This window comes from uncultured Desulfovibrio sp. (assembly GCF_944324935.1).
Classification (GTDB): domain Bacteria; phylum Desulfobacterota; class Desulfovibrionia; order Desulfovibrionales; family Desulfovibrionaceae; genus Desulfovibrio.
The window spans coordinates 1-26,140 of record NZ_CALUYG010000037.1; the positions used below are offsets into that span (position 1 = coordinate 1).

Sequence of the window (26,140 nt, forward strand, 5' to 3'; positions counted from 1 at the left end):
ACGGTCGACGTCCTGCCCGACGGGCAGCCGGGAAAAACGCCGCGGATCATGCGTTTCCTGATAGCAGGCGTACCAGTCCGCCCCCGCCTGCCGCAGCCGGGAGAGCTGCGCCGCCGTGATGACGCCGGGGGAGACCATGACGGGCAGGCCCGTTTCCCGGTGCAGGACGCTTACCATCTCCTCCAGCCGGGCAAAGCCCTCGCCCTCCACGAGATACGGATCCTCGCCGAGCGTCAGGTCCAGCAGATGGACGCCGTCCTCCGCCAGACGAAGCCCCGCCTCCCGCAGCTCCCTCAGGGATTTACGATAGCGCCGCTCCTCCGCATTGCTGCGCCGGTACTGGCAGAAGGCGCAATCATTGCGGCAAAAGGTGCTGAGATAGAGGAAACCGTACAGAAAGATACGATCGCCCCAGCGGGCCGTGCGCGCCTGCCGCACCTGCCGGAAAAGTTCTTCCTCCCCACCCTGCTCCGTGCGGGCGAACAGCTCCCGCAGGCAGTCCTGTGCAGCAAGCCCGCTCATAAATGCAGCCTGATCCCGTTGATGTAGGCAAGGCTGCGCCCGGCCCGCGCCATATTGCTCTCACCGGTGGCGGCCATGCACAGCCGTTCCAGCCCGAAGCCGATGCCGACCCAGTTTTCCATGATCCCCCAGGGGGCATCCAGCGGATGGGGCCCGACGGCCGAGGAGGCCAGCTCCATGCCGTTTGCGTCCACAAAGTCGTCCGTTTCGCCGTAGACGGAGGATTCCTCCCCGACCATGCGCCAGCCGGCGATGCCCGCCGTATCGAGTACGAGGCGGCCCCAGCGCAGCAGGCGTTCCCGCAGGTCTTCCCCTTCGGGGACGCCCATCTCCACCAGATTCAGCATGGTGAATTCATTGGCGTGCCGTTGTCCCTGCGTTTCCCGGCGAAAGCAGGGCCCCACCTCGAACAGCCGCAGCGGACGCGGCCGCAGCCGCCCCAGTTCGCGCATGCACTCGTAGAGATTGGGGGCCAGCATGGGCCGCAGGCAACGGCGGTCATCCAGCCAGAAGACCTGCTTCTCCATGATGGAACCGGAAAAGACGCCCATTTTTTCCAGACGCGCGCGGGAGATGATGAGCGGCGTATGCATCTGGAGGAAGCCTTCGGCCCGCAGGGCGGCGGCAAGCCGCTCCTCCAGCTCCAGGATGAACGGACGACGCCGCTCCGCGCACCATTGTTCGAGCCGCTGTTGCTGCCCGGCCACAAGGCGGCTCTCCCACTGCTGGAAGGCCCGGTTGCGCTGTGCGGCATCCTCGAATGCGGCGTCAAGGCCGGCCGCCTCCGCGCCAAGCTCGGCAAGCCGGTGCCGTTGTTCTTCGGTGAACTGGATCATGCGTCCGCCCTTCCTTCCCGCAGGACAGCGCCGGACTTCTTGCGAAAGGCCGTGCCCTGATACTTCTGCAACTTCCACTCCGGGACCCTGCAAATGGGGCAGGGGGTGGCATATATCTTGTTGCGCAGCCAGCGGCTGGCCCGGGAGGTACGCGCATTGCGCACAAGGAAGGTCTTGCCGCAGTGGGTGGAGATGACGGCATGGTCGCCGTTCACTTCCATGCTGCGGATGCCATGCAGGATGCCGCGCCGCGACGGCCAGAGCTTCATCTTGCCGATGAGAGCGAAGAGCGGCTGATTCTTGCGGTAGGTCCGCTTTTTGGGAGCGGGACGGGTGGGCGTCGGGATATCGCTCATGCAAAGACTCCTGACGGCCTGCGCTTGCGGCACGGCAGTTCCCGCCATGCTCCGGCGGCGGAAGGGATCTTTTGGCGGGGTGTCCGGGAGTCTCACCCGGCTACAGGGGTTTAGAGTCCCTGCGATCCATACGATCCACACCCCCTTTCTGGCTGTCTGCCGTTTTTTCAGGCGTCGGAAAAACAGTAGCCTACTCTTGACGGACTGTCCAGAAGATATATCAGAAGATCACACATTTTTCTGGATCACGCCGCAGAGAGCCAGAGAACCTGCCGTCATGCCGGTTTTCATATATCACAAGCCATCGGAAATCGCGGCCTGTCCGGCGAGCTCCTGTCCGCTCTCTCCGTCACCGTGCCATGAGGGCGCCTCCGCCCGCCGCCTGGTATCCCCTGTGGCGCGTCGAGCTGCGCGACCGCCTTGTTCGCCCGTCCGGCGGGCAGGAGCGTGAAGAGCCCGGGGACCCAGTATTCGTAGCGTAAAATGCTGGCAGCCGCCGTCACGTTGCCGCGCTGGAGCGAATCCAGAAGGCGCTCATGCACGGCAAGGATGCGGGGGGCGCGCTGCCGCTCACTCTCCCTGCTGCGCGGCAGCATGGCCAGCCGCCGGTACAGCGGCCCGGCCAGCGAAGCCCGCACCGATGGTGCGGCTCCTCCCAGCAACTGCTGGTGGAAAGCGTTTTCCGCCTGGCGGAAGGCGGCCGGATCGTGCGCGCTGACCGCGTGGCGCTGCGCCGCCAGCGCGCTCTCCAGCCCGGGCAGCAGGGACTGACGCTGCCGGGGGAGACTGCTTTCCAGCGCATCAGCCTCCAGCAGCCCGAGTATCCGGCAGATCTCCGCCAGTTCCTCCTGACCGACAGGGCGGATGAACACGCCCCGGCGCGGCCGGATGACGATCATGCCCTCCTGTTCGAGGCGCAACAGGGCATCCCGCAGCGGCGTGCGGCTGATGCGCAGTTCCCGGCAGATGGCCTCCAGATCCAGGCAGGCGGACGCATGGCGGGAAGAGGATTGCAGCTTGCGGGCAAGGTGATGGTAGACGCGGTCACGCAAGGAAGGATGCTCCTTCCCTGCCGCGGCATGGCGGGAAACAGACATGACGTACCTCCTGTCCAGACCTCGTGGACAAGCCGGATGCACGGGCATCCTTTGGGGTTGGGCAATGGCGGGCTGGCTTCCCGGCTCAAGGTTCTTCCTCCCCCGCGCCTTCCCGTGATCCGAATCACAGTGGCATCTTGCGGGATCGTCCCCTCTCACGGTTGCGGGCCAGCGTCGGATTTTCACCGATCTTTCCAATTCTCCCGGGCTGCGCCCGGACACCCGCCATGCGAAAGCAGCGGCAGCAGCCGCGTAACGTGCAAACTGACCCTAAAGTAAGATATATCTGTTAGCAAGAAAAATTTTTCATATTCCATACCTAAGAAACGTATGATACCAAAAAGGGAATCCACGCGACAGGTAACCCGGAGCACACATATGAAACGCACGCGCACTCCCCGTCAACAGAACTCCCCCGCTCCTCGCCAGGATTCCCTGCGTGAACAGGTTTACCAGTACCTCAAGGACGCCATGAGCGAGGGGACGTTGCGTTATGGCGAATTTCTGGATCAGGACATCATCTGCGAACGGCTCAATGTGAGCAAGACACCCCTGCGGGACGCGCTCATCCGCCTGGAGGCCGAGGGTTTCGTCTCCATTCTTCCGCGCAAGGGTGTACAGATCAACCCCATCACGCCGGAATTCATCAGGAGCGCCTACCAGATCATCGGCGCCGTCGAGGTGGACTGCCTCAACGAGGTGTTCGAAAAACTGGGGCCGCGTCACATCGAGGAATTCGAGGCATCCAACGAACGCCAGTGGGAGCTGCTCAAGAGCGACAACTACATGGAGTATTACGAGGAGAATATCCGCTTTCACAACATCTTTCTCCATCTCTCCTCCAACACCCTGCTGGATCAGACGCTGATCTGCCTGCGCCGTCGGCTGTATGATTTTCCCCGGCGCAGCTATTCCTACGAGTGGGAAGCCTTCAACCTCGAAACCCATCGCCGCTTCATCGATTCGGTCAAGTACGGCAACAAGGGCGCGGCCATGAGCATCTTTCGCGTCGAGCACTGGTCCTTTGATGTCCACAAGAAATATCTCAAGCTCTACTATGACCTGGACTAGAACTGGACGCAGGGGTGCGCCGACCGGGCAAAGCCGAATTTTTCCATGCGGCAAGGCGGCGGGAAGTCATCGTGCTCCGCAGCTGGCGGTATGCCGCCAGCCGATCTTTTCCGGCAGCGCCGCAGCATGGAAAAAGGCAGCTCTGCCGCAGGCGGAACGGGTTTTCCTGCCCCGGTGCGGGATGCTCGCAGCCCCTGTGCCGCCGGCCTATGCCCCCTGCGCCCCTCCCGGGGATGCCGCCGGCCGGACAGCATAGCCCGCTTCCCGCAGGAGCGCCCGCGCCTGCTCCACATCGAACCCCCGCCAGACATCCCGGCAAAAACCGTCGCTGCGCGGCACGGCCCCCTCTTCCACCACAACGACATTGGCTCCCCACTCCACCGCCTGCCGGCTGGCCGGATGCACGCAGATGTCGGGGACGCGCAGCCCGCCGCACAGACGGGTCACGGCGGCGATCTGGGCAAGCCGGGCCTCCGGCAGCTCCGCCGTGGAAGCGCCTGGCGTTCCCGGCACATTGACCCGGGCCATGACGCCACTCAGGCTGGCGCCGTTTTCCAGCGCCGTCATAAAAACATGCGCCAGCTCCTCATTGCTGTGCTCCGGCCCCACCGGCTCAACCAGATGCGCCAGCCGCAGGGGAGAACGCCCGATGGCACGCAGCGTGGCCAGCCGCTCTTCCGGGCGGAAGCAGGTGTGGACGCCTTCGCCCAGCCGCAGCGAATGATAGACCACCCCGATGCCCGCCGCCCGCATGGCGGCCACCTCCGCCTCGTCCATCTGCCCGGTGTTGACCACCAGCTCATACTCGCCCGGCACGGCGGCCCGGATCTGACGCGCCAGGGCGCACAAGCGGTCGAATCCGTAATATTCCGTCGTCCGCAGAGTGACCCAGGCGGCCCCTGCCGCCACCAGCCGGCGGGCAATGGCGATGACCTCCCCGGCTGAGAGCTCCCGCTCCTCGCGGACGAGGCCCCAGGCCTCGCCGAAGGAACAGAAGGCGCAATTTTTGGGACAGGGGCGGCTGTCCAGCCCGATGGCGCTCCAGATACGCCCGGTATCCTGCGACGCCGCCCGGGCGACCCGTCGTGCCGCCCGCCCCAGATAGCGCACATCCTCCCCCTCCGAGGGCAGTTCCAGCAGCCGCAGCACATCTTCCCGGGCAGCCAGCCGCCCCTGAAGCGCGCCTTCCTCGAGCCGGTCGATATAAGCATGCATATCCATGATGGTATCCTCCCGCAGGACAGCCGGGACCGGCGGTTTCCCCGCTCTGCCGTCCCTGTTTCGGTTTTTGATATATCTCAAATTCACTCTATGAGCCTGCCCCTGTCAAGGGAAGAAACCGACGCCCCCTCCTTTCCCCGCATCGCAAAAAACAATAAGTGTATTAAATATAAACATGTTATATACATTTTATAGCGCCATCCCCGTTTCTCCTGAAAACGCCCCATTTCCGTCCGCGCCACACGGTCCCGTCGGGGGCGGCGTCATCCTTCACCGCCTCTTCCCAGGAGAAAAAAAATACATATAATATACTGAAATACTATATGTTATTTACAAAATATCGCCCTGAGGCCCTGACGTGGACATCCCTTTCCCGCATTGAAAAACGCAAAAAGATATATTTCATAATATGGTGTTTTTATTATTTTTTTATACAAAAACAATGGAAATTGAAAAAATTTTTTTACAATCTACGGAAAAGTGCTGGACAATGGCGGGAGCGAGCGGTACTTTTACATCACGAGATATATCTACGACCAGCCGGCGAAAACGTTCCTCACCACCGTAACGTTTCAAGGAGCATCATATGCAGGGCAAGGCGCTGATTATGGAAGTTCTCAAGGGCAAGCCCGTGGAACGCTGTCCGTGGGTCCCCTATACCGGCTCGCAAATCGCCAACCTGAAGGGCTATACGGCGCAGGAGATGTTCAAGGATGCCGACAAGCTCTATGCCTGCTGCCTCGAAGCCGAGGCCCAGTATCTGCCGGACGGCATGACGCCCATGTTCGACCTTCAGGTGGAGGCCGAGATCCTGGGCTGCGACCTGACCTGGTACGACAATACCCCGCCCACGGTCTGCTCGCACCCGCTGGAAGCCGAACTCGTCATCCCCGACAAGCGCATCTCCCGTGAAGACGGCCGCATCCCCCTCATCCTCGACGTCATGCGGCGCTTCAAGAAGGCCCGCCCCGACATCGCCATGTATGGTCTGGTCTGCGGTCCCTTCACCCTGGCCTCCCATCTGCGCGGCACCAACATCTTCATGGACATGTACGACAACGAGGATGGCGTGAAGGCCCTCGTGAACCATTGCGAGGAACGCGTGCGGGAGGTGGCCGGCTACTACGTCGAAGCCGGTTGCGACATCATTGCCGCCGTGGACCCGCTGGTCTCCCAGATCTCCCCCGACATGTTCGCGACCTTCCTCAGCGAGCCCTATACGCGCTTCTTCGCGGCCATGCGGGCGCAGGGCACGCCCTCCTCCTTCTTTGTCTGCGGCGACGCCACCAAGAACATCGAGCCCATGTGCCTGACGAAGCCCGACTGCATCGCCATCGACGAAAATGTCGATATCGTCGCCGCCAAGAAGATCACCGATGCCCACGACATCACCATTTCCGGCAATTTGCAGCTGACGGTCACCATGCTGCTCGGAACCCAGCAGGACAATCAGAAGGAAGCCCTCGACCTCATGGACAAGATGGGCACGCGGCGCTTCATCCTCGCGCCGGGCTGCGACGTCCCCTTCGATGCGCCGGCCGCCAATCTCGTCGGCGTGGGCGAGGCTGTCCGCAATCCGCAGACCGTGCGTAAGGCGCTGGAAAACTATGTTGCGGTGGACAATCTGCCGGACATCGAGCTGCCTGATTACGACACGCTGGACCACGTCCTGCTGGAAGCCGTGACCATCGATTCCAAGACCTGCGCCGCCTGCGGCTACATGGTGGCCGCGGCCGAAGCCGCCGCCAAGGCCTACGGCGACAAGGTCAGGGTGGTGGAGCGATCCATCATGTTCCCTGAAAGCCTGAGCTTTATGAAGAAGGTCGGCCTCAGCAATCTTCCGTCCCTGCTGGTGCAGGGCAAGATACGGCATGTGTCCCTCATCCCGCCGGTGGAGACCCTGCGGGAAGAGATCGAAGAGGCCATCGCCAGGCTCCCGTAGCCCGGGGCAAGGCGCGCGGCGGGACTGCCGTCCCTCCCCCCTCCCAGCGGGGCGGCAGCCCTCGCGCAGCCCATGCCCGCGCATCCAGCGGCAGCAGAAGGAGCGAACATGCGCAAGGAACTTGTCATCCTTTCCGGCTTTCTCGGCAGCGGCAAGACGACCCTGCTCAGGCATTTGCTGACGCAGTGCCGCACGCGCAAGGTGGCGGTGCTGCTCAACGACTTCGGCGAGATCCCCGTGGACGGCGAGCTGCTCCGCCGGGACGGCCTTGCCGGCGGCATGGTGGTGGAGATCGGCGGCGGGTCCGTCTTCTGCGCCTGCCTGCGCGAATCCTTCGTGAAGGCCCTGCGCGACCTGCGCCGGCGGGACGAGGATCTGGTCATCGTGGAGGCCTCGGGCATGTCCGATCCCGCCACTGTGGACAAGATGCTGCGGCTTTCCGGACTGGATGACGATTTTGAGCATACTGCGACCATCTGCCTGTTCGATCCCGTGAAGAGTCTCAAGCTGGCCCATGTGCTGGAGGTCATCCCCCGCCAGCTGGCCTCGGCCACGGTGGCCGTGCTGACCAAGAGCGATCTGGCCACGGAACAGGAACTCGCCGCGGCACGCGCCTACATCAGCGCCCGGGAACCGGATCTGCCCGTCGTGACCGCCAGCCGCGGCCGCCTCGATCCGGCCACGCTGCCAGCGCGGGCCGCCCGTGCCTTCAGCTTCGGCTTCAACACGCCGGAAACGCGGCCGGACACCTTCAGCCTGACCGACGTGAACTGCTCGGCGGACGACCTCATCGCCGCCCTCGAGAAGGAAGAACATGTGCTGCGGGTCAAGGGGTTTGTCCGCGCATGTGACGGCATCTGGTTTCTTTCGGATACCGGGCGGGGCATCGAAAAACGCCCCGACACCGCCGCCCCGGTGCCCCTGACCATCATCTGCTTTCAGGGGTCGGCCGAAAGCGTACGCAACACTCTACAAGCCGGGCACATCATAACGCTGCCCGCATAAAGGAGCCTCCCATGAGCGCCATTCTGCAGGAAATCTCCGAAAAGCTCCAAAAGGGCAAGATGAAGGAAGTGGCCGATCTGACCAGGAAGGCCCTCGATGAGGGCATCGCCCCGCTCACCATCCTCAACGAGGGTCTCATGCCCGGCATGGACATCATCGGGGAACGCTTCAAGAACAACGACATCTTCATCCCGGAAGTGCTCATCGCCGCCCGCGCCATGGCGGCCGGCACCGATGTGCTGCGCCCGCTGCTCGTGGGAGATCAGCTTGAACAGAAGGGCACTGTGGTCATCGGCACCATCAAGGACGACCTGCACGACATCGGCAAGAACCTCGTGCGCATGATGATGGAGTCCAAGGGCCTCAACGTCATCGACCTCGGCAACAGCGTCCCGCCCGCCAAGTACATCGAAGCGGCCAAGAAACATCATGCCGACATCATCGCCTGTTCCGCCCTGCTCACCACCACCATGGTGCACATCAAGGACGTGGTCGCTGCCGTGGCGGCCGACCCGGAACTGGCCGGCAAGGTCAAGATTATGATCGGCGGCGCGCCGGTCAATGACGCCTTCCGCGAATCCATCGGGGCCGACATCTACACCCCCGACGCCTCGACAGCCGCCGAAAAGGCCGTGGAAGTCTGCGCTGCCATGCACGCCTGACGTCCGGCGGGCCGGGGAAGGGCCCCGGCCCGCCTCCGACCCTTTCCGGGAGGATCGCCATGTACCTTCTTTGCTGCGAAGTCTTTCGCCCCGAGCTTGAGTGGCTGGCCCCGGAGTTTCCCGACGCTCCGGCCATCCGCTATCTCGAACAGGGCCTGCATGATCATCCCGACAAGCTTCGGCGGCAGGCGCGCGCGGCCATCCGCGAGCTGGAAGCGCAGGGGGCGGCCCGCATCATCCTCGGGTACGGACTCTGCGGGCGGAGCCTCACGGGCGTCACTTCCCGCAGGGCCACCCTGGTCATGCCGCGGGTGCATGACTGCATCCCCGTGCTGCTGGGCTGCGCGCAAAACGAACTGAATGGCGTATCACGGGACGGCAGCACCTACTGGATGAGCCCAGGCTGGCTGCGCTACTCGCAACTGGAATTCATCCGCACCCGGCGGGAGCGGTACGATGACTACCTCCAGCGCTTCGGCAGCGAAAATGCCGACTTCCTCATGGCGCAGGAGCGGCAGTGGCTGGCCAGCTACACCAATGCCTGCCTCATCCGCCAGGAGGGATTCCCCCGCCAGGCGGAGGTGGAACGGGACGCGCGCCTTGTGGCCGAGGACAGCGGCCTGCCCTATCGCAGCACGGCGGGCAGGACGGATTTCCTCCGGGCGCTGCTGGCGGGCGGCAGGGACGAACGCTTCCTGACCCTCCTGCCCGGACAGACGCCGGATGTGGATGCGGACGGCGGCCTTGTGGCCGTCGCGGCGGAGTAAGGCATGGATGCGCGCATAACGGTACATCATCAGGACGGCGACCGGCAGTTCCTCTGCGCGGCGGGCGAACCCATCGCCCCCCTGCTGCGGGATGCGGGCCTGTTGCCCCTGCCCTGCGGACGCGGCAAGTGCGGCAAGTGCCTCATCTATGCCGACACCGAGCCTGCGGAAGAGGAACGCCGCCTGCTGGGGCGGCAGCGTCTGGACGCCGGCCTGCGTCTTGCCTGCCATACGCGGGCACGGGACGGGCTGGAAGTGACCGTGCCGCACGCCGGCACGCTGAAGGTGCTGACGCAGTTTGCGGACATGGCCTATGAACATGCCCCGCTCGTGCGGCGTGTCCCCCTTGCCGTGGCCAAGGCCAGCCTCGAGGATCAGCGCAGCGACATACAGCGCCTGCTGACCGCCGCCCGGGCCGCCGGGCATGAGCTCACGCTCGACGAGCTGGCGGCCCTGCCCGCCCTGCTCCGCTCCGGGCAGCCGCTCGACGCCCTGCTGTACGGGAACCGCCTCCTGGGCCTACGTCCGCGGGGAGCTTCCCACGCGCTGATCGTGGACATCGGCACAACCACCGTGGCCGCCCTGCTGGTGGAACTTGGCGAGGGGCGCATCCTGGCCGCCCGGGGCGAGCGCAATGCCCAGTCCCCCTACGGGGCGGACGTCATCAGCCGCATCCACGGGGAAATGGAGTGGGAAAACGCCGGACGGCAGGGCGACAATCCCCTGCAAGCGGCCATCTGCCGTCAGATCGACGCCATGCTGCACCGGCTGCTGGCGGAAAGCGGCGTGCAGGATGTGGACGTCCTCTCCCTGACCGGCAATACGACCATGCTGCATCTGCTCTGCGGCTTGCCCGGCGAACACATCAGCAAGGCCCCCTTCATCCCCGTGACGCTGGCGCCCATGCGTCTGCCCGCCCGTCAGCTGGGCATCGCATCGGCGGGGCGCTGTTTCCTCATGCCCGGCATTTCCGCATACATCGGCGCGGATATCGTCGCCTCGCTGCTGGCGGCGGACGCGCACCATCCCCAGGGCCCCTTCCTGCTGGTGGATCTGGGGACCAATGCCGAAACGGTCCTGTGCGTGGACGGCCAGCTGCTGGCCTGCTCGGCGGCGGCCGGCCCCTGCTTTGAAGGAGCGACGCTCTCCTGCGGCATGGCCGGACAGGACGGCGCCATCGACACGGTGACCTCCGAACCCGGCCAGCCCGTACACTTCAGCACCATCGGCGACGCGCCCGCCCAGGGCATCTGCGGATCCGGCGTGCTGGATGCCCTTGCCCTGCTGCTGGACGCGGGCCTTGTCGACGAAACGGGCCGCCTGGAAGCCGACCAGTCGGCGCTGGGGCAGCGCATCCGGGAAGACGCCTTCCATCTGACCGAGACCGTCAGCCTCAGCCAGCGGGACATCCGCGAGATTCAGCTGGCCAAGGCCGCCGTGCGGGCGGGCATGGAGATCCTTCTCCAGGAAGCCGGCCTGCACAGCCGCGACATCCGGCGGCTCTATCTGGCCGGCGGCTTCGGCTCGGCCCTGCGCCCGCGCAGCGCCGCCCGCATCGGTCTCATCCCCGCGGAACTGGAGGAGCGGGTGCGGGTGCTGGGCAATGCGGCCAGCTTCGGCGCGTTGCGCCACGTGACGGAAAAGGACGCGCAGGCCGCCGCCGGGGAACTGATCCGCCAGACCCGGTACATCGAACTTTCCGCCCACGCCGCCTTCTCCGAAAAATATGTGGAGCAGATGATCTTTCCCGCAGTATGAAGGGAGCATGGCGGGCTTCTCCAGTACTGCATACAATGGCTGGGGCCGGGCGGCATGGCCGCCCAACGCACATCACACCTTCTTTTTTGAGCGAGGTATCGTTATGAAAAGATGGGCGCATTCAAGTCTGACGGGCGGGGTCGGCGTTTCGCTGAACTTCCTGCGCGAAAAGGACTGCGAAAAGATCCATGAAGCCTCCCTTGAGGTCCTCAAGGACCGCGGCGTCTCCTTCGGCAGCGAAAAGGCCCGCGAAGTGCTTCGGGACAACGGCTGCTGGGAAGACGACGAGGGCTGCACCCACTTCCCGCGCCATCTGGTCGAGGACATGCTGGAAGCCGTGCCGTCGGAATTCGTGCATTACGGCAGGACCGAAGAGGACGACATCCACATGGCCCAGGATCAGGTCTACGCCTCCAACTTCGGCGAAGGCATCTACACGCTGGACATGAACACCGGCGAACGCCGTTCCACCATCAAACAGGACGCGGTGGACATCGTGCGCGTGGTCGACGCCCTCGACAACGTGCACATCTATAACCGCGCCATCGGCCCGCAGGACGTGCCGAGCGAGTCCGCTTCCATGCACAATGCGGAAGTGGCCTTCTGCTACACGAGCAAGCCCATGCATCTGGTCTCCGGTTCGCCGTTCCAGACGAAAAAGATGATCCAGATGGCCGAGGTCGCCGTGGGCGGCAAGGAAGAACTGCGCAAGCGTCCGCGTACGGCCTTCAACCACACGACCATCAGTCCGCTCCGCATCTCCGAGGAAGCGTGCGAAAACGCCATGATCGTGTCCGAAGCCGGCCTGCCCAACCACATCCTGGTCATGGTGCAGCAGGGGGCCACCTCCCCCATCCACTATGCCGGCAGCGTGGCCGTGCACAACGCCGACTTCCTGGCCTTCAACACCCTGATGCAGTGCGTGAGGAAGGGCAACCCCACCTTCTACGGTTCCTCCGCCTGCGTCATGGACATGAAGAAGGGGCTTTCACTCGTGGGCGCTCCCGAGGTCTTCGTCCTCAACGCCGCGCACGCTCGCATGTCCAAATACTACAATATCCCCAGCTACATCGCTGGTGGCTAGACGGACAGCAAGTGCAATGACATGCAGGCCGGCGCCGAACGCGCGCTCAACCGCCTGATGACCGCTCTGGCAGGTGCCAGTGTTCTTTTCGGTCAGGGCATGCTTGAGACGGGCATTACGTTCGACATCCCGACCCTGCTTGTGGACGACGAAGTCATTGATTATGTGCTGCGCATGCTGGCAGGCTTCAAGGTTGACGCCACGACCCTGTGCACGGACATGATCAAGGAAGTCGGCCCCTTCGGCACTTATCTTGCCGAAATGGATACGCTGGAACATCTGGACGAACTGAGCACCTACCGCCTGATGAACCGCGAGAATTACGATATGTGGGTACGCTCCGGCAAGCCGGACCTGTACGAACAGGCCCGCGAGCGCGCCAGGGAGATCCTTGCCACGCACAAGCAGAAGAACCCCCTCAGTCCCGCCCAGGTCAAGGCCATCCGCGACATCCTCGTGGACGCCGAAGAGGAACTCGGCGTGGCCGACTTCTGGAAGGGCAGGGAAGACAAGCGCTTCATCGACAACGACCTCTACTAGGATCCCCTGCCCCGACCGGGGCGGAGGGTCCCGGCGCGGCGGGGCTGCCCGCCGCGCCGACAGCGGCCTGCACAGATCCGCCGCAGGCTGAACGCTGATGTTTTATTGACATGCGCGGCATTTTCAGTCCTTATCCACGGAGGGCGTTCGCACTGACCGCCCCGCACAGGGACGGAAGACGGCGGCAGCCCGGCGGAGTCGGGACGCCTTGTCTTCCCTGGCATTCTTACCGCGCACGGAACGCGCCCGCGTCCCCTGCGCCATGAAGGAACCGTTCATGAAACTCGGCAGCCTGTACGGAGTCGGCATCGGCCCCGGAGACCCCCGCTACCTGACGCTTCGCGCCGCCGACGTGCTGCGCGGCGTCGACGTCATCTTCACCGTCATCTCGGCCAATGCCGCGGACAGCACCTCCCGGAGCGTGGTGGAATCCCTCTCCCCCCGCGGGGAGATCCGCCAGCTTGTCTTCAGCATGTCCCGGGACGCCGCCGTACGTCAGGCCCGGGTGGAGGAGAACGCCGCCGCCATCCTGGCGGAACTGCGCGCCGGGCGCGACTGCGCCTTCGCTACCCTCGGCGACGCCATGACCTACAGCACCTTCGGCTATGTGCTGCGCATCCTCCGGCAGCAGCACTCCGAGCTCGAGGTGGAGATCGTCCCCGGTATCACCTCCTTTGCCACCTTTGCCGCCAGGGCCCGGACCGTGCTGGTGGAGAACGGCCAGCAATTGCGCATCGTCCCCTCCTTCCGGGCGGACATGGCCGACAGTCTCCAGTTCCCCGCCGGCTCGACCACCGTCCTCCTCAAGACCTACCGCAGCCGTAAGGCCCTGCTCGAACGTCTGGCCCGTGAGGATGACGTGGAAATCCTCTACGGCGAGCATCTCTCCATGCCGGGCGAATGCATCCTGACGGATCTGCCGGCCATCGCGGAACGCCCGGAGACCTACCTTTCCCTCATGTTCGTCAAGAAACGATAAGCCGGGAGCCTGTATGGAGATTCGCTGGAACCTCAGCGGCGCGGAGATCGAACGGGAGAGCTTCCGCCGCATCGAGGCGGAATATCCCCGCCATCGCAACATGCCCGCCGAAGAGTGGCGCGTGGCCCGACGCCTCATCCACACCACCGCCGACCTGCACATAGCCGATACCCTGGTCTTCCGGCACGATGCCGTCCAGGCGGGCCTGCGCGCCCTGCGGGCGCATGCCCCCATTTTCACCGATTCCAGCATGCTGCGCTCCGGCCTTTCGCTGGAACGGCTGCGCCGTCTGCACCCGGACTACGCCGCCGGGGATCTGCACTGCCACATCAGCGATCCCGACGTGGCGGCCCGCGCCCGGGCCGAAGGCTGCGCCCGCGCCCTGTGCAGCGCGGAGAAGGCCCGCCCCCTGCTGCCGGGGGCCATCGTCCTCATCGGCAATGCGCCGCTGGCCCTGGCCCGCATCGCCCGCTACATCCTGGAGGAGGATGTGCGCCCGGCGCTGGTGGTCGGCATGCCGGTGGGCTTCGTCAACGTGGTGGAATCCAAGGAACTGCTGGCCCGCTGCAACGTGCCGCAGATCGTGCTGGAAGGACGACGCGGCGGCAGCGCGCTGGCCGTGGCCACCCTGCACGCCGTCATGGAGAGCGCCTGAGGCCCGGCCTCTTCCCTTTCGTACCGCACGGCTGATTCGTTATGGTGAGCAAAGAACCTGCACGTCTGCGCTGGGGCTATTCCACGGGCGCCTGTGCCGCGGCGGTGGCCGTGGCGGCCTGGCTGCGTCTGCGGGACGGTGAACGACCGGAGAGCGTCCGTCTGCATTTCCTCGACGGCCGGGAACGTCGCCTGCCGCTGCTGCCGCCCCCCGCGCCCTATCAGGCCTGCATCCGCAAGAACGGCGGGGATGATCCCGACTGCACCCACGGGGCCACCGTCTGCGCCCGTCTGCGCGCCGCCACGCCCGACGAATGCCGCCCGGAGGACCACCTCCTGCGGGTGGAGGACGCCGACCTCATCCTGCGCGGCGGCACGGGTATCGGCCTCTGCACCCGGGCCGGGCTGGACGGCGCACCGGGGGACTGGGCCCTCACCAGCGGCCCGCGCCGCATGCTGACGGACAATCTGCGCCGGGCCGGGCTGCATTCCGGCTGCTGGCTGCTGGAGATCAGTATCCCCGAAGGCGTCGAACTGGCACGGCATACGCTCAATCCCCAGCTGGGCGTTGCGGGCGGCCTCTCCCTGCTCGGCGCCACGGGGCTGGTGCGCCCCTACAGTCACGAGGCCTACCTCGCCACCATCCGCATCTGTGTGGAGGGCCATGCCCGCAACGGCGGCCGCTGTATGGTCTTCTGCACCGGCGGCCGCACCCGGGCGGGAGCCGGAAAACGCCTGCCGGACCTGCCGGACGGCGCCTTCGTCTGCATCGGCGACTTCATTGCCGAAAGTCTGGAACTGGCCTGCCACAACCGGATGCGGGAGATCGTGGTGGCCTGCATGGCCGGCAAACTCTGCAAATACGCCGCGGGCTTCCGCAATACCCATGCCGCCAAAAGCACGCAGGACATGGCCCTGCTGCGCGCCGAGGTGCGGCGCTGCCTGCCGCGGGCCACGGCCCTGCACGAGGCGCTGGCGCACAGCGCTTCCGTACGCGAAGCCCTGCTGTCCCTGCCCGACGACGCGCGCCCGGCCCTGCTGCGCCGCCTCGCCCATCGGGCACTGGAACAGTTCGCCCGGCACTGTCCCGCCTCCCCGGCCCTGCGCCTGCTGGTCTTCGACTTTGACGGCGGTTTTCTTTTCGAGGAGGCCCTCCCGGCCGGCTCCGCCCCGTCCCCGGCCCGGACGGACGACCCGGATGCGCTGCCGGACGCCGCCTCTTTGGCGGAAGACCTCCCGGCGGCGGAAGGGCAGGCCGTCCGGCGGGCCGATCCCCCGGAAAGCGTGGACGAAGCGTATTTCCTCCGGCCGGAGAACCAGTGCAACGGCCAGGTGGACGTCATCTCCTGCGGCATCGGCTTCCCCGACGACGAGACCACGCGAGCCCTGCTCACGCGAGCCGATGCGGTCTATGCCTCGCGCGCCCTGCTGGCCGCCTGCCCCCTGCCCCTGGCGGAGACCCACGCCATCGCCGCCCATGCCCGGCAGGACGCCGAAGATATCCTCCGGCGCAGCCGGGGAGGGGCCCGCATGGCGGTACTGACCTCCGGGGACGCCCTGTATCACGGCTTCGGCGGGACCCTGTCCGCGCTGGCCCGGCCCGGCGACAACATCATCTTTCATCCGGGCATAACGGCCTTCCAGGCGCTTTTCCACCGCCTCGGCCACCCCTGGCAGGAGGCCCGCCTCTTCTGCGTCCATGCCGGGGAGGACATCCCGGCCCGGCAGATCGCGCAATGGCCGCTCACCGTCACCTACGCGGGCAGCCGCCATACGGCGGACGCCATCGCCCGCGCCGTGCTGGAGACGCATCCCGAGGCCGCCGGCCGGGCAGCCGTCATGGCCGAACGGCTGGGCAGCCCGGAGGAACGCCTTGTGCGGGCCCCGCTGCGCGACATCGCCGCCCTGACCTGCGGCCCCACCTCGATGCTGGTGCTGCTGGGACATCAGGCGGACGATCCGGCCAACGCCGCCCTGCCGCCCCTGCTGGCCCTGGGCCTGCCGGATGAAGCCTACGCGCACGAGGCCCACCTCATCACCGCGCCGGATGTGCGGGCGGTCATCCTCTCCCGCCTGCGTCTGCCGCACTGGGGCGTGCTCTGGGACATGGGCGCGGGCAGCGGCTCCGTGGGGCTGGAAGCCGCGGCACTCTGTCCCGGCCTGCGCGTGGTGGGCGTGGAACGCAAGGCCGAACGCGTGGCCCTCATGGAGCGCAATGCCCGCCGGCTGGGTCTGGACAACTACTCGGCCCGCACGGGCGAAGCGCTGGCCCTGTCGCGTCTGCCCGCCGGTGCGCCGGACGCCCTGCCCGACCCGGACAGGATATTTCTTGGCGGCGGCGGCCGGGAACTGCCCGACCTGCTGACGGCCTGCATGGAGCGCCTGCGGCCCGGCGGTCTGCTGGCGGCCTCGTCCGTCACCCTGCAAAGCCTTGACGATCTGCTGCGCTGGTCGCCGGAGCGACGCACGGGCATATGCCGTCTGGACGTGGCCGTGGAGGCTCCCCTTGCCCGCGTGCACCGGCATCTCAGCCCACAGCGCACCATCCATATCTTCACCTTCCAGAAAGAGGCTCAGGCATGAAACGCATCGTTACCTTCGTGGGCGCCGGTCCGGGCGCGGAAGACCTCATCACCGTTCGCGGCCGCCGTCTGCTGGAAGAGGCGGACCTCGTGCTCTACGCCGGTTCGCTGGTCGATCCCGCACAACTTGCCTGCTGCAAGCCCTCATGCCGTTGTCTCGACAGCGCGGGCATGGACCTGGCGGCGCAGGTGGACTGCCTGCGCGCGGCCGTCGAGGCGGGACAGAAGGTCGTGCGCCTGCATACCGGCGACCCGGCCATGTACGGCGCCATCAACGAGCAGATACGCGGCCTTGCCGCGCACGGCATCCAAAGCGTCATCGTGCCGGGCGTCAGCAGCGTTTTTGCCGCGGCCGCCGCGCTGGGCTGCGAACTGACCTGCCCGGACGGCAGCCAGAGCGTGGTGCTCACCCGCACGCCGGGCCGCACGCCCATGCCCGCTTCCGAGGACGCCGCGGCCTTTGCCCGCACCGGGGCCACGCTGGCCTTCTTCCTCAGCACGGGCAACATCGCCACGCTGTCCGCCCGCCTCATGGAGGAAGGCGGCCTTGCGCCCGAGACGCCGGCGGCGGTGGTCTACCGCGCCTCCTGGCCGGATGAACGCGTCCTGCGCGGCAGCCTTGCGGACATCGCCGCGCAGGTGGAAGCGGCGGGCATCGGCCGTCAGGCCCTCATCCTCGTGGGCGAGGCCCTGCGCCCGCACGAAAGCGCGTCCCGCCTGTATGACGCGCAATTTTCGCACGGCTACCGCAATCATCTGCCCGCGGAACACTTCGACGGGCCCTGCGCCCTCTACGCCTTTACGGCCAGAGGGCTGGCCCGGGCCCGCGAGGTGGCGGCCGGGCTCGATCTGCCCGCGAGCATCTTCTCCACCCGCCCCCTGAGCGCGGAAGAGGCCGCCGCCGGCATCGTCCATCTGCCGGGCGACGGCTTCGACGCCGCCCTGCGGGCGAACTGGCGACGGTTCGCGGCGCATGTCTTCATCAGCGCCACCGGCATCGCCGTACGCAAGATCGCGCCCCTGCTGGAAGACAAATCCACGGACCCGGCGGTGCTGGCCTGCCCGGAAAGCGGCAGCCACATCATCAGCCTCACCTCCGGCCATCTGGGCGGGGCCAACCGGCTGGCCCGGCGCATCGCCCGCCTCACCGGCGGTCAGGCGGTGGTCAGCACGGCGACGGACGTCAACGGCCTGCCCGCCTTTGACGAAGTGGCGGCCCGTCTCCATGCCCGCGTGCTGACGATCAACGCCATCCGTCCCCTCAATGCGGCCCTGCTGGCCGGCGAAAGCATCACCTTCTGTGGCCCGCACGACATCTACGAGGCCCATTTCGCCGCGACCGGTCAGGTGGTCTTTGCGGCACGCGCCGAGGACATCCGCACCCCGCGCGCCGTGCTCTGGGATGCGGAAGGCACAGCGCCCGCCGGGGTGGAACATCTGGACATCACGAGCCGCGCCCTCGTGCTGGGCCTGGGCTGCCGTCGCGGCATCGCCCCGGAAACGCTGCGGCGCGAGGCGGAAGCCTGCCTTGCCCGGCTGGGGATCGCGCCCCGGCAGATCGCCCGGCTGGCCTCCTGCGACATCAAGGCCGACGAGGAAGCCATCCTCGCCCTGGCGCGGGAATGGGGGATACCGCTGGATCTCCACCCCGCCGACAAACTCGACGAAGTACCCGTGCCCACGCCCTCGGCCAGGGTACGGGATCGTGTGGGGACCGCCTCGGTCAGCGAGGCCGCCTGCCTGCTCTCCGCCGGCAAGGGCGGACATCTCCTCCAGCCCAAGATCGTCGGGGAGGGCATCACCCTGGCGCTGGCCTGCCTGCCTCATCTGGCAGGCCCCTCACGCGCCGGCGGCCGGGTGCTGGTGGTGGGCCTCGGATCCGGCGACGAGGCGCAGATCACCCCGCAGGTCAGCGCGGCCATCGCGGACAGCGACGTGCTGGCCGGATACGGCCCCTATCTGGACTTCATCCGGCAGCGCATCGGCAACCGCGACGTGATCCAGAACGGCATGATGGGCGAGGTCGAACGCTGCCGCCGCACGCTGGAAAGCGCTGCCGCCGGGCATACGGTCTGCATGGTCTGCTCCGGCGATCCCGGCATACTGGCCATGGCGGGCCTGCTGTTCGAGCTGCGCTCCCGCGAGGAGGCCTTCCACGGCATCCCCATAACGGTGCTGCCCGGCATCACGGCCGCCAATATCGCCGCCGCGTCGCTGGGCGCGCCGCTGCAGAACGGCTTTTCGCTGGTCAGCCTCTCGGATCTGCTGGTGCCCGCCGACGAGGTGCGCCGCAACCTGCGGGCCGTGGCCGCCTCGGCCCTGCCGGTGACGCTGTACAATCCCGCCGGCCGCAAGCGCCGCCATCTGCTGGAAGAGGCGCTGCGCATCTTCCGCGAGGAGCGCGGGGAGGAGCTGCTCTGCGCCTGGGTGAAGAACGCCGGCCGCCCGCGGGAAGAACGCTGGGTCGGCAGGCTGGCCGACTTCCCCGCGGACGATGTGGATATGTCCACCCTCGTACTCATGGGCAGCGCCCGCACCCGCTACGAGGACGGCGTGCTCTACGAGGCCCGCGGCTATGTGGAAAAATATCTGGACGGCAAAGCCTGATGTCGCGGCGGGCATGGCGGGAAGCGTGTTTTTTTAGGGGGGAGGGGAACCCCCTCGCTCTGCTGTCGATGCCCGTAAGGCTCCTGCGTCGTCTAACGGGCACGGCCCTCCGGGCCGCCTTTCGGTCGCCGCCGGCGAGGGAGAGAGGGGTTCCCCCCCCACCCTTCCTCCAGCGCGCTTTTACCGGGGAAACGGCTGACACTCGGTAAAATACAGGTGATCAGTATATTCTCTCTATTGAGCGTCAGTAAAAATGCGATGACAATCCAAGAGGAAAAGGTGGCCGCATGACGACATTCCACGCCTTTTGCCTTGCCGCGCCCCGTTCCGGCGAAGGCAAGACCACGCTCAGCACGGCGCTCATGCGTGCGCTGACGCTGCGTGGTCTGCGCGTGCAAGGGTTCAAATGCGGCCCGGACTACATCGATCCCACCTTTCACGCGCTGGCCACGGGCCGTCCGGCCGGCAATGTGGACACCTGGATGATGGGCCGCTCCGGCGTGCGTCTGCTCTGGGACATGCAGGCGCATGATGCGGATGTGGCCATTTGCGAAGGCGTCATGGGCCTGCTGGACGGGCGCGGCCCCGACAGCCTTGAAGGCAGCACGCTGGACTGTGCCCGCACGCTGGGCATCCCGCTGGTGCTGGTCTGCAACGTGCGGGGCATGGCCGCCTCCCTTGCGGCGCTGGTGGCGGGCTTTCGGGATCATGCGGCCCGCTGGGGCGTCCGCATGGCCGGGGTCATCGCCAATGGCGCGGGCAGCACCCGTCATGCCGATCTGCTGCGCCGGGCGCTGGAGCGGGAACAGCTGCCGCCCCTGCTCGGGGCCCTGCCGCGCGACAATCGCTGGACCCTGCCCGAACGTCAGCTCGGCCTGCTGCCCGCCGAAGAGGCGGGCTGCTCAACAGGCTGGCTGGATGCGCTGGCCGAGGCCGTGGAGGCACACGTCGATCTGGACGGCCTGCTGGCCCGGACGTGCTGTCCGCGTCCTGTCGCGCCCGCTCCCCCGCCCGCCGCGCCGTCCGCCGCCTGTCCGCCGCGCCGCATGGCCGTGGCCAAGGATCAGGCCTTCTGTTTCTACTATGCCGCCAATGAGCGCACCCTCAGGGAACGCGGCTGGGAGCTGATCCCCTTTTCCCCGCTCACGGACACGGCCCTGCCGCCGGATGCGGAGGCCCTCTATCTGGGTGGCGGCTATCCTGAAGTCTTTGCCGAACGGCTTGCGGTCAACACGGCCATGCGCGAGGCCATCCGGGACTTTGCCGCGCGCGGCGGCGAGATCTATGCCGAATGCGGCGGCTACATGTATCTGTGCTCCGAGCTGATCACCACTGATGCCGGGAACGAGGAACGCCGCTGGCCCATGTGCGGCGTGCTGGACGCCACGGCCCGCATGGGCGGACGCCTGCGCTCCCTCGGCTACCGCGAAGTCTCCCTGCTCACGGACGCGCCCTTCGGTCTGCCGGGCCATACCCTGCGCGGCCATGAGTTCCACTGGTCGGACATCGAGCTGCACCACCCCTATGCGCCGCTCTACACGGTGCGGGACAGCCGGGGGGAACGCACGGCGGGCGTGGCGCACGGCGCGGTGCGGGCAGGCTATGTGCACCTATTCTGGGGCCTTGCCCAGACGTACGCGGACGGCGCGGACGACACACCCGCCGTCCCAGACGGCGGCCCATCGCCCGAACCGGAAAACGCCCCGGCAACGGACACGATGTCCGGCGGACAGGTCATCCTTCTCAACGGACCTTCCAGCGCGGGCAAGACCACGCTGGCCCGCGCCCTTCAGACGGCCCTCCTGCGCGATCACGGCCGCCACTCGCTTTTGCTTGCCGTGGATGACTTCCTCCGGGCGGCGTCCGGCGGTCAGGAATCCGTGCTGGCGGCGCTGGCGGCAACGGGCCTGCCGCTCATCCAAAGTTTCCATGCGGCCGTGGCCGCGGCGGCACAGGCCGGGGGCTGGGTCATCGTGGACCATGTGGTGGGCGAGCGCGCGCACTGGGTGGAGGATCTTTTCCGCCGCCTTGACGGCGTGGAGGTGCTCTGCGTGCAGGTGGGATGCGACACCGGCGAACTGCGGCAGCGGGAATGCCGCCGCACGGACCGCACGCCGGACTGGCCCCATGCCGCCCGGCAGGCCCGGCATATCCATGCCCCCCTGACGGCGCAGGTCCGGCTGGACACCACCCGTGCCCGCCCCGAGGACAGCGCCGCCTGTATCCTGTCCCTCCTTTTTCCTGACGGGGCATGCGCCCCCGCCCCCAAACAGTTCCGAGGTCACCCATGAAGGCAGACGCCCACGGCGGCAACCGCCAGGCCATGAGCAGGACAGCGGGCAGGGATGCCGCTTCCCTGCTGGATTTCAGCGTCAATGTCCGTCCCGAGGGCATGCCCGATTTCCTGCGGGCGGCCCTGCTGCGCAACGAGGCGGCCCTGGGCGCCTATCCGTCCCCTCAGGCGGAAGAGGCCCGCGAGGCCGCCGCCCGCCGTTACGGCCTGCCCGCCTCTTGCTTCGTCTTCGGCAACGGCAGCAACGAGCTCATCCATGCGCTGGCCCGCGCCCTTGCCCGGCGCGGCATGACGACAGCCTGCGTGGTGGAGCCGGCCTTCAGCGAATACGCGCTGGCCTGTGAACGGGCCGGCATGGGCATCCTGCGCCTGCGGGATCAGGAAGCCATCCCCCTGCCGGAAGGCGCCGCCGTGCCGCCGCTCATGGAGGGGCTTGAGGCCGTGCCGCAGGGCAGCCCCCTCTTTCTGGCCAATCCCGGCAATCCTTCCGGCCTGTTCCGCTCGCCGGCGACGCTGCGCCGCCTCATGGCCCGACGGCCCGATCTGCTCTGGGTGCTGGACGAGGCCTTCGTGGAGTACGCCGGTCCCGAACGGGAAGTCTCCCTGCTGGGCGATCTGCCGGAACAGGCCGTGGTGCTGCGCTCCCTGACCAAGTTCCACGCCCTGCCCGGCCTGCGGCTGGGCTTCCTGGCCGCTCCCGCGCCGCTGGCCGCCGCCATACAGGCGGAACTGCCGGTCTGGAACGTCAACGGCCTTGCGCTGGCCGCCGCCGTGGCCGTGCTGGAGGATACCTCCGACTTTGCCGAAAGCACCCGCACGACCAATGCCCGGCGCCGTGCCCATCTGGCGGCGGCGCTGGCCGCCCTGCCCGGCGTGGAGGTCTTTCCCTCGGCGGCCAACTATGTTCTCTTTCGTTGCGCGCAGGCCCCGGCGGACCTCAACGACCGTCTCCTGCGCCGCTACGGCATGGCCGTACGGGACTGCGCCAATTACGACGGCATGGCGAACGGCGGCTGGTTCCGCGCGGCGGTGCGCTTCCCCCACGAGCATGAACGGCTTGCCGCCGCGCTGGCGGACATCCTGAGCGAGGCGCGGGACCGCCCCGTGCCCCCGCGTCCGGCCGCCCGGCCCCGCGTGCCGGCCCTCATGCTCCAGGGCACATCCTCCCATGCGGGCAAGAGCGTCCTTGCCGCGGCCTTCTGCCGCATCTTCCGGCAGGACGGCTACGATGTCGCCCCCTTCAAGGCGCAAAACATGTCCCTCAATTCCGGCGTCACCGCCGCCGGGGACGAGATGGGGCGGGCCCAGATCCTTCAGGCCCAGGCCGCCCGGCTGGACCCGGAAGCCCGCATGAATCCCATCCTGCTCAAGCCCCATTCCGATACCGGTTCCCAGGTGGTACTGCTGGGGCAGCCCGTGGGACATTTCGGCGTGCGCGACTACTACCGCCGCAAGGACGATCTCTGGCGGCAGGTGGCTGCCGCCTACGACAGTCTGGCCGCGGAGCACGAGGTGATGGTACTGGAAGGCGCGGGCAGCCCCGGCGAGATCAACCTCAAGCGGCATGATCTGGTCAACATGCGCATGGCCCGCCATGCGGAGGCCTCGGTGCTGCTGGTGGGGGATATCGACCGCGGCGGCGTCTATGCCTCCTTCCTCGGTACCTGGCTGACCTTCACTCCTGACGAACGCCGCCTGCTGCACGGCTATCTCGTCAACCGCTTCAGGGGAGATGCGAGCCTGCTGGCTCCGGCACATGACTATCTGCGGGCCCATACGGGCGTGCCGGTACTGGGCGTAGTTCCCTATATCCGCGATCTCAACCTCCCCGAAGAGGACATGGCCGGCTTTTCCTGGAGCGACGCCGCCCCCGCCGGGCCGGTCCCGCCGGGGGTGCTGGACATCGCGGTGATCATGCTGCCGCATGTTTCCAACTTCACCGATTTCGCGCCGCTGGATCTGGAGCCGGACGTGCGCCTGCGGCCTGTGCGCCGTGTCGAGGAATGGGGCGACCCGCATGTGGTCATGCTGCCCGGTTCCAAGAGCGTGGTGCCGGATCTGGCCGAGCTGCGCCACAACGGACTGGCCGAGCGCATCGAGGCCCATGCCGCGCAGGGGAAATGGCTGTTCGGCATCTGCGGCGGCCTGCAGATCATGGGGCGCAGCATCCTTGACCCCGCCGGGGTGGAATCCGCCACGCCGGAAGTGCCCGGCCTGGGCATCATGGAGCTGCATTCCACCTTTGCGTCCGGCAAGACCCTCATCCGTGTGGAGCGGGCCGAAAGTCCGCTGGGCGTGCCTACCGGCGGCTATGAGATCCACCACGGCCTCACCCGTCACGGCCCGTCCGCCCGTCCGCTCTTCCGCCGCTGCGGGCAGGACGGCCGCCCCGCGGCGGAAGACGTCTGCGGCTATGTCAGCGGGCGCAACTGGGCTACCTATCTGCACGGCGTATTTGATGACGATGCCTTCCGCCGCGCCTGGCTCGACCATGTGCGGGCGGATGTGGGCCTTGCGCCGCAGGGCCGACAGCTTGCGTCCTATGATCTGGAAAAGGCGCTGGACCGTCTGGCGGACATGGTGCGCGAACATGTCGATCTGTCCGCCATCTGCCGGAGTATGGGCTTGTGATGGAGACGGCCACCCTGCTTTTCCTGCCCGCCGCCCTGCTGCTGGACGGCCTGCTGGGCGAGCCCCCCGCCGCCTGGCATCCTGTCTGCGGCATGGGGCGTCTGGCCCTGTGGACGGAGGGCCTGCTCCGGCGCGGGCCCAACGGGCCGGTCATGTTCCTGCGCGGCCTGCTGGCCTGCCTGCTGGTGGTGCTGCCCTGTCTGCTGGCGGCGTTCCTTCTCGTCCTGCTTGCCGCACGGGCGGGCATGGGCCTGGACTGCCTCGCCGCCGTGCTGCTGGTCTCCGTCTGCCTTGCGCCGCGCAGTCTGGCCGAACATGCCCTGCGGGTGGCCGCCCCCCTGCGACGCGGGGACGTGCCCGCCGCCCGGCGTGCCGTCTCCCTGCTGGTGGGCCGCCGCACCGAGGCGCTGGACGCCCACGGCGTGGCCCGCGCCTGTGTGGAGAGCGTGGCTGAGAACATGACCGACGGCGTGCTGGCCACGCTCTTCTGGGCCGCCTGCGGCCTGCTGCTCTTCGGCCTGCCGGGGGCCGCCGCCTGCGCGGCGCTGCACCGGGCCGCCAACGTGCTGGACGCCATGTGGGGCAAGCGCAACGACACCTACCGTGATTTCGGCACGGCCGCCGCGCGTCTTGATGACCTGCTCAATGCCGTTCCCGCCCGCCTGTCCCTGCCCTGCACGGCGCTGGCGGCCCTGTTCGTGCCCGGCGTACGAGCCGGACAGGCCCTTGTGATCGGCTGGCGTGACCGCTACGCGCACGAAAGCCCCAACTCCGCCTGGAGCGAAGCCGCCTTTGCCGGGGCGCTGCGGCTGCGGCTGGGCGGCCCCGCGATCTACGGCGACCTGATCGTGGAACATCCGTGGCTCGGCATCGGCACGCCGCAGGCCACGGAACGTCATATCCTGCTGGCCGTCCGCCTCATGCGGGCGACGGTCGCGCTCTCCGCTGTTGTCCTCAGCCTCGTGTCATGGGGAGTCCTGCGCGGCTGAGTCGCGCTTCTTCCTCCAACCTGCCCTTGCGGCAGCCTTTGCAGGAGACGATCATGCGGCATCTGACCATTCCTCCCTTTTCCCGACAGGCGGCCGACGCCGTCCGGCAGCGGCTGGACAGTCTGGCCAAGGTTCCGGGCAGTCTCGGCGAGCTGGAAGAGCTGGCCATCCGGCTCGGCGGCATCACGGATGACGCGCGCCCGTCCTTTGCCCGCAAGGCGGTGGTACTCTTTGCCGGGGATCACGGCATCACCGCCAAAGGGGTCAGCGCCACGGGCCCGGAAGTGACCGCCATCCAGGTACGCAACTTCCTTGCCGGGGGCGGCACCATCAATGCCTTCTGCCGCAACGCCGGGGCGCGGCTGGTGGTCGTGGACGTGGGCGTGGCCGATGCGCTGGAAGGGGCGGAAGGCCTGGTGCGCCGTAAGGTCATGCCCGGCTGCCGCGACTTCAGCGAAGGCCCGGCCATGACGCGGGAGGAGGCCCTGGCCTGCCTTCAGGCGGGCATCGACCTGGCGCCCGAGGACGCGGCGCGGGGCACGCA

General features: G+C 67.2%; 19 protein-coding genes, 1 pseudogene and 1 riboswitch. Of the genes and pseudogenes, 15 read left to right on the forward strand and 5 right to left on the reverse strand.

Features of this window, described 5'->3' with window-relative positions:
• The 4 genes from Q0J54_RS09100 to Q0J54_RS09115 form a co-directional block, all read right to left on the reverse strand.
• A partial coding sequence (locus Q0J54_RS09100; RefSeq protein ID WP_367172238.1) for a radical SAM protein occupies window positions 1-522 on the reverse strand: 522 nt, incomplete at its 3' end.
• Entirely contained in the window at window positions 519-1,358 is an 840-nt protein-coding gene (gene pylSc / locus Q0J54_RS09105) for a pyrrolysine--tRNA(Pyl) ligase large subunit (RefSeq protein ID WP_296305159.1), read from the reverse strand. The genes Q0J54_RS09100 and pylSc, both read right to left, overlap by 4 nt.
• The gene (pylSn, locus tag Q0J54_RS09110) at window positions 1,355-1,714 is read right to left on the reverse strand and encodes a pyrrolysine--tRNA(Pyl) ligase small subunit (protein WP_296305160.1); all 360 of its coding nucleotides are present in this window, start codon (window positions 1,712-1,714) and stop codon (window positions 1,355-1,357) included. Before pylSn ends, pylSc begins: the two co-directional genes overlap by 4 nt.
• A 287-nt stretch (window positions 1,715-2,001) precedes the next feature.
• Window positions 2,002-2,811: a GntR family transcriptional regulator gene (locus Q0J54_RS09115; protein ID WP_296305161.1), complete on the reverse strand. Its 810-nt coding sequence runs from the start codon at window positions 2,809-2,811 to the stop codon at window positions 2,002-2,004.
• A gap of 52 nt (window positions 2,812-2,863) precedes the next feature.
• Window positions 2,864-3,052, reverse strand: a riboswitch (cobalamin riboswitch).
• Between the two features lie 137 nt (window positions 3,053-3,189).
• Here Q0J54_RS09115 and Q0J54_RS09120 point away from each other — a divergent pair.
• Complete coding sequence (locus tag Q0J54_RS09120) at window positions 3,190-3,882, forward strand: GntR family transcriptional regulator (RefSeq protein WP_296305162.1); 693 nt, start codon at window positions 3,190-3,192, stop codon at window positions 3,880-3,882.
• A gap of 207 nt (window positions 3,883-4,089) precedes the next feature.
• Here Q0J54_RS09120 and Q0J54_RS09125 read toward each other — a convergent pair whose 3' ends face one another.
• Window positions 4,090-5,103, reverse strand: a complete 1,014-nt coding sequence (locus Q0J54_RS09125) for a radical SAM protein (protein WP_296305163.1) — start codon at window positions 5,101-5,103, stop codon at window positions 4,090-4,092.
• A gap of 586 nt (window positions 5,104-5,689) precedes the next feature.
• Here Q0J54_RS09125 and Q0J54_RS09130 point away from each other — a divergent pair.
• The 14 genes and pseudogenes from Q0J54_RS09130 to Q0J54_RS09195 form a co-directional block, all read left to right on the forward strand.
• Window positions 5,690-7,045: a uroporphyrinogen decarboxylase family protein gene (locus Q0J54_RS09130; protein ID WP_296305164.1), complete on the forward strand. Its 1,356-nt coding sequence runs from the start codon at window positions 5,690-5,692 to the stop codon at window positions 7,043-7,045.
• A gap of 108 nt (window positions 7,046-7,153) precedes the next feature.
• Window positions 7,154-8,050: a GTP-binding protein gene (locus Q0J54_RS09135; RefSeq protein ID WP_296305165.1), complete on the forward strand. Its 897-nt coding sequence runs from the start codon at window positions 7,154-7,156 to the stop codon at window positions 8,048-8,050.
• Window positions 8,051-8,061: 11 nt separating this feature from the next.
• Complete coding sequence (locus Q0J54_RS09140) at window positions 8,062-8,712, forward strand: B12-binding domain-containing protein (RefSeq protein ID WP_296305166.1); 651 nt, start codon at window positions 8,062-8,064, stop codon at window positions 8,710-8,712.
• Window positions 8,713-8,771: 59 nt separating this feature from the next.
• On the forward strand, window positions 8,772-9,479 hold the full coding sequence (locus tag Q0J54_RS09145) for a DUF1638 domain-containing protein (protein WP_296305167.1): 708 nt from the start codon (window positions 8,772-8,774) through the stop codon (window positions 9,477-9,479).
• A gap of 3 nt (window positions 9,480-9,482) precedes the next feature.
• Window positions 9,483-11,237, forward strand: a complete 1,755-nt coding sequence (locus Q0J54_RS09150) for an ASKHA domain-containing protein (protein ID WP_296305168.1) — start codon at window positions 9,483-9,485, stop codon at window positions 11,235-11,237.
• A gap of 103 nt (window positions 11,238-11,340) precedes the next feature.
• Window positions 11,341-12,861: pseudogene (locus Q0J54_RS09155) on the forward strand (trimethylamine methyltransferase family protein).
• A 277-nt stretch (window positions 12,862-13,138) separates the two neighbouring features.
• The gene (cobI, locus tag Q0J54_RS09160) at window positions 13,139-13,840 is read left to right on the forward strand and encodes a precorrin-2 C(20)-methyltransferase (RefSeq protein ID WP_296305169.1); all 702 of its coding nucleotides are present in this window, start codon (window positions 13,139-13,141) and stop codon (window positions 13,838-13,840) included.
• Between the two features lie 13 nt (window positions 13,841-13,853).
• Entirely contained in the window at window positions 13,854-14,495 is a 642-nt protein-coding gene (locus Q0J54_RS09165; protein WP_296305170.1) for a precorrin-8X methylmutase, read from the forward strand.
• A 41-nt stretch (window positions 14,496-14,536) separates the two neighbouring features.
• Window positions 14,537-17,077, forward strand: coding sequence for a cobalt-precorrin-5B (C(1))-methyltransferase CbiD (gene cbiD / locus Q0J54_RS09170; protein ID WP_296305171.1), 2,541 nt, complete (start codon window positions 14,537-14,539; stop codon window positions 17,075-17,077).
• On the forward strand, window positions 17,074-19,683 hold the full coding sequence (cobM, locus tag Q0J54_RS09175) for a precorrin-4 C(11)-methyltransferase (protein WP_296305172.1): 2,610 nt from the start codon (window positions 17,074-17,076) through the stop codon (window positions 19,681-19,683). Before cbiD ends, cobM begins: the two co-directional genes overlap by 4 nt.
• A gap of 287 nt (window positions 19,684-19,970) precedes the next feature.
• On the forward strand, window positions 19,971-21,974 hold the full coding sequence (locus Q0J54_RS09180; protein ID WP_296305173.1) for a cobyrinate a,c-diamide synthase: 2,004 nt from the start codon (window positions 19,971-19,973) through the stop codon (window positions 21,972-21,974).
• Window positions 21,971-24,607, forward strand: coding sequence for a cobyric acid synthase (locus Q0J54_RS09185; protein WP_296305174.1), 2,637 nt, complete (start codon window positions 21,971-21,973; stop codon window positions 24,605-24,607). The genes Q0J54_RS09180 and Q0J54_RS09185 overlap by 4 nt, the downstream gene beginning before the upstream one ends.
• Entirely contained in the window at window positions 24,607-25,596 is a 990-nt protein-coding gene (gene cbiB, locus Q0J54_RS09190) for an adenosylcobinamide-phosphate synthase CbiB (protein WP_296305175.1), read from the forward strand. The genes Q0J54_RS09185 and cbiB overlap by 1 nt, the downstream gene beginning before the upstream one ends.
• Before the next feature lie 53 nt (window positions 25,597-25,649).
• The coding region (locus Q0J54_RS09195) for a nicotinate-nucleotide--dimethylbenzimidazole phosphoribosyltransferase (protein WP_296305176.1) at window positions 25,650-26,140 on the forward strand (491 nt) is incomplete at its 3' end.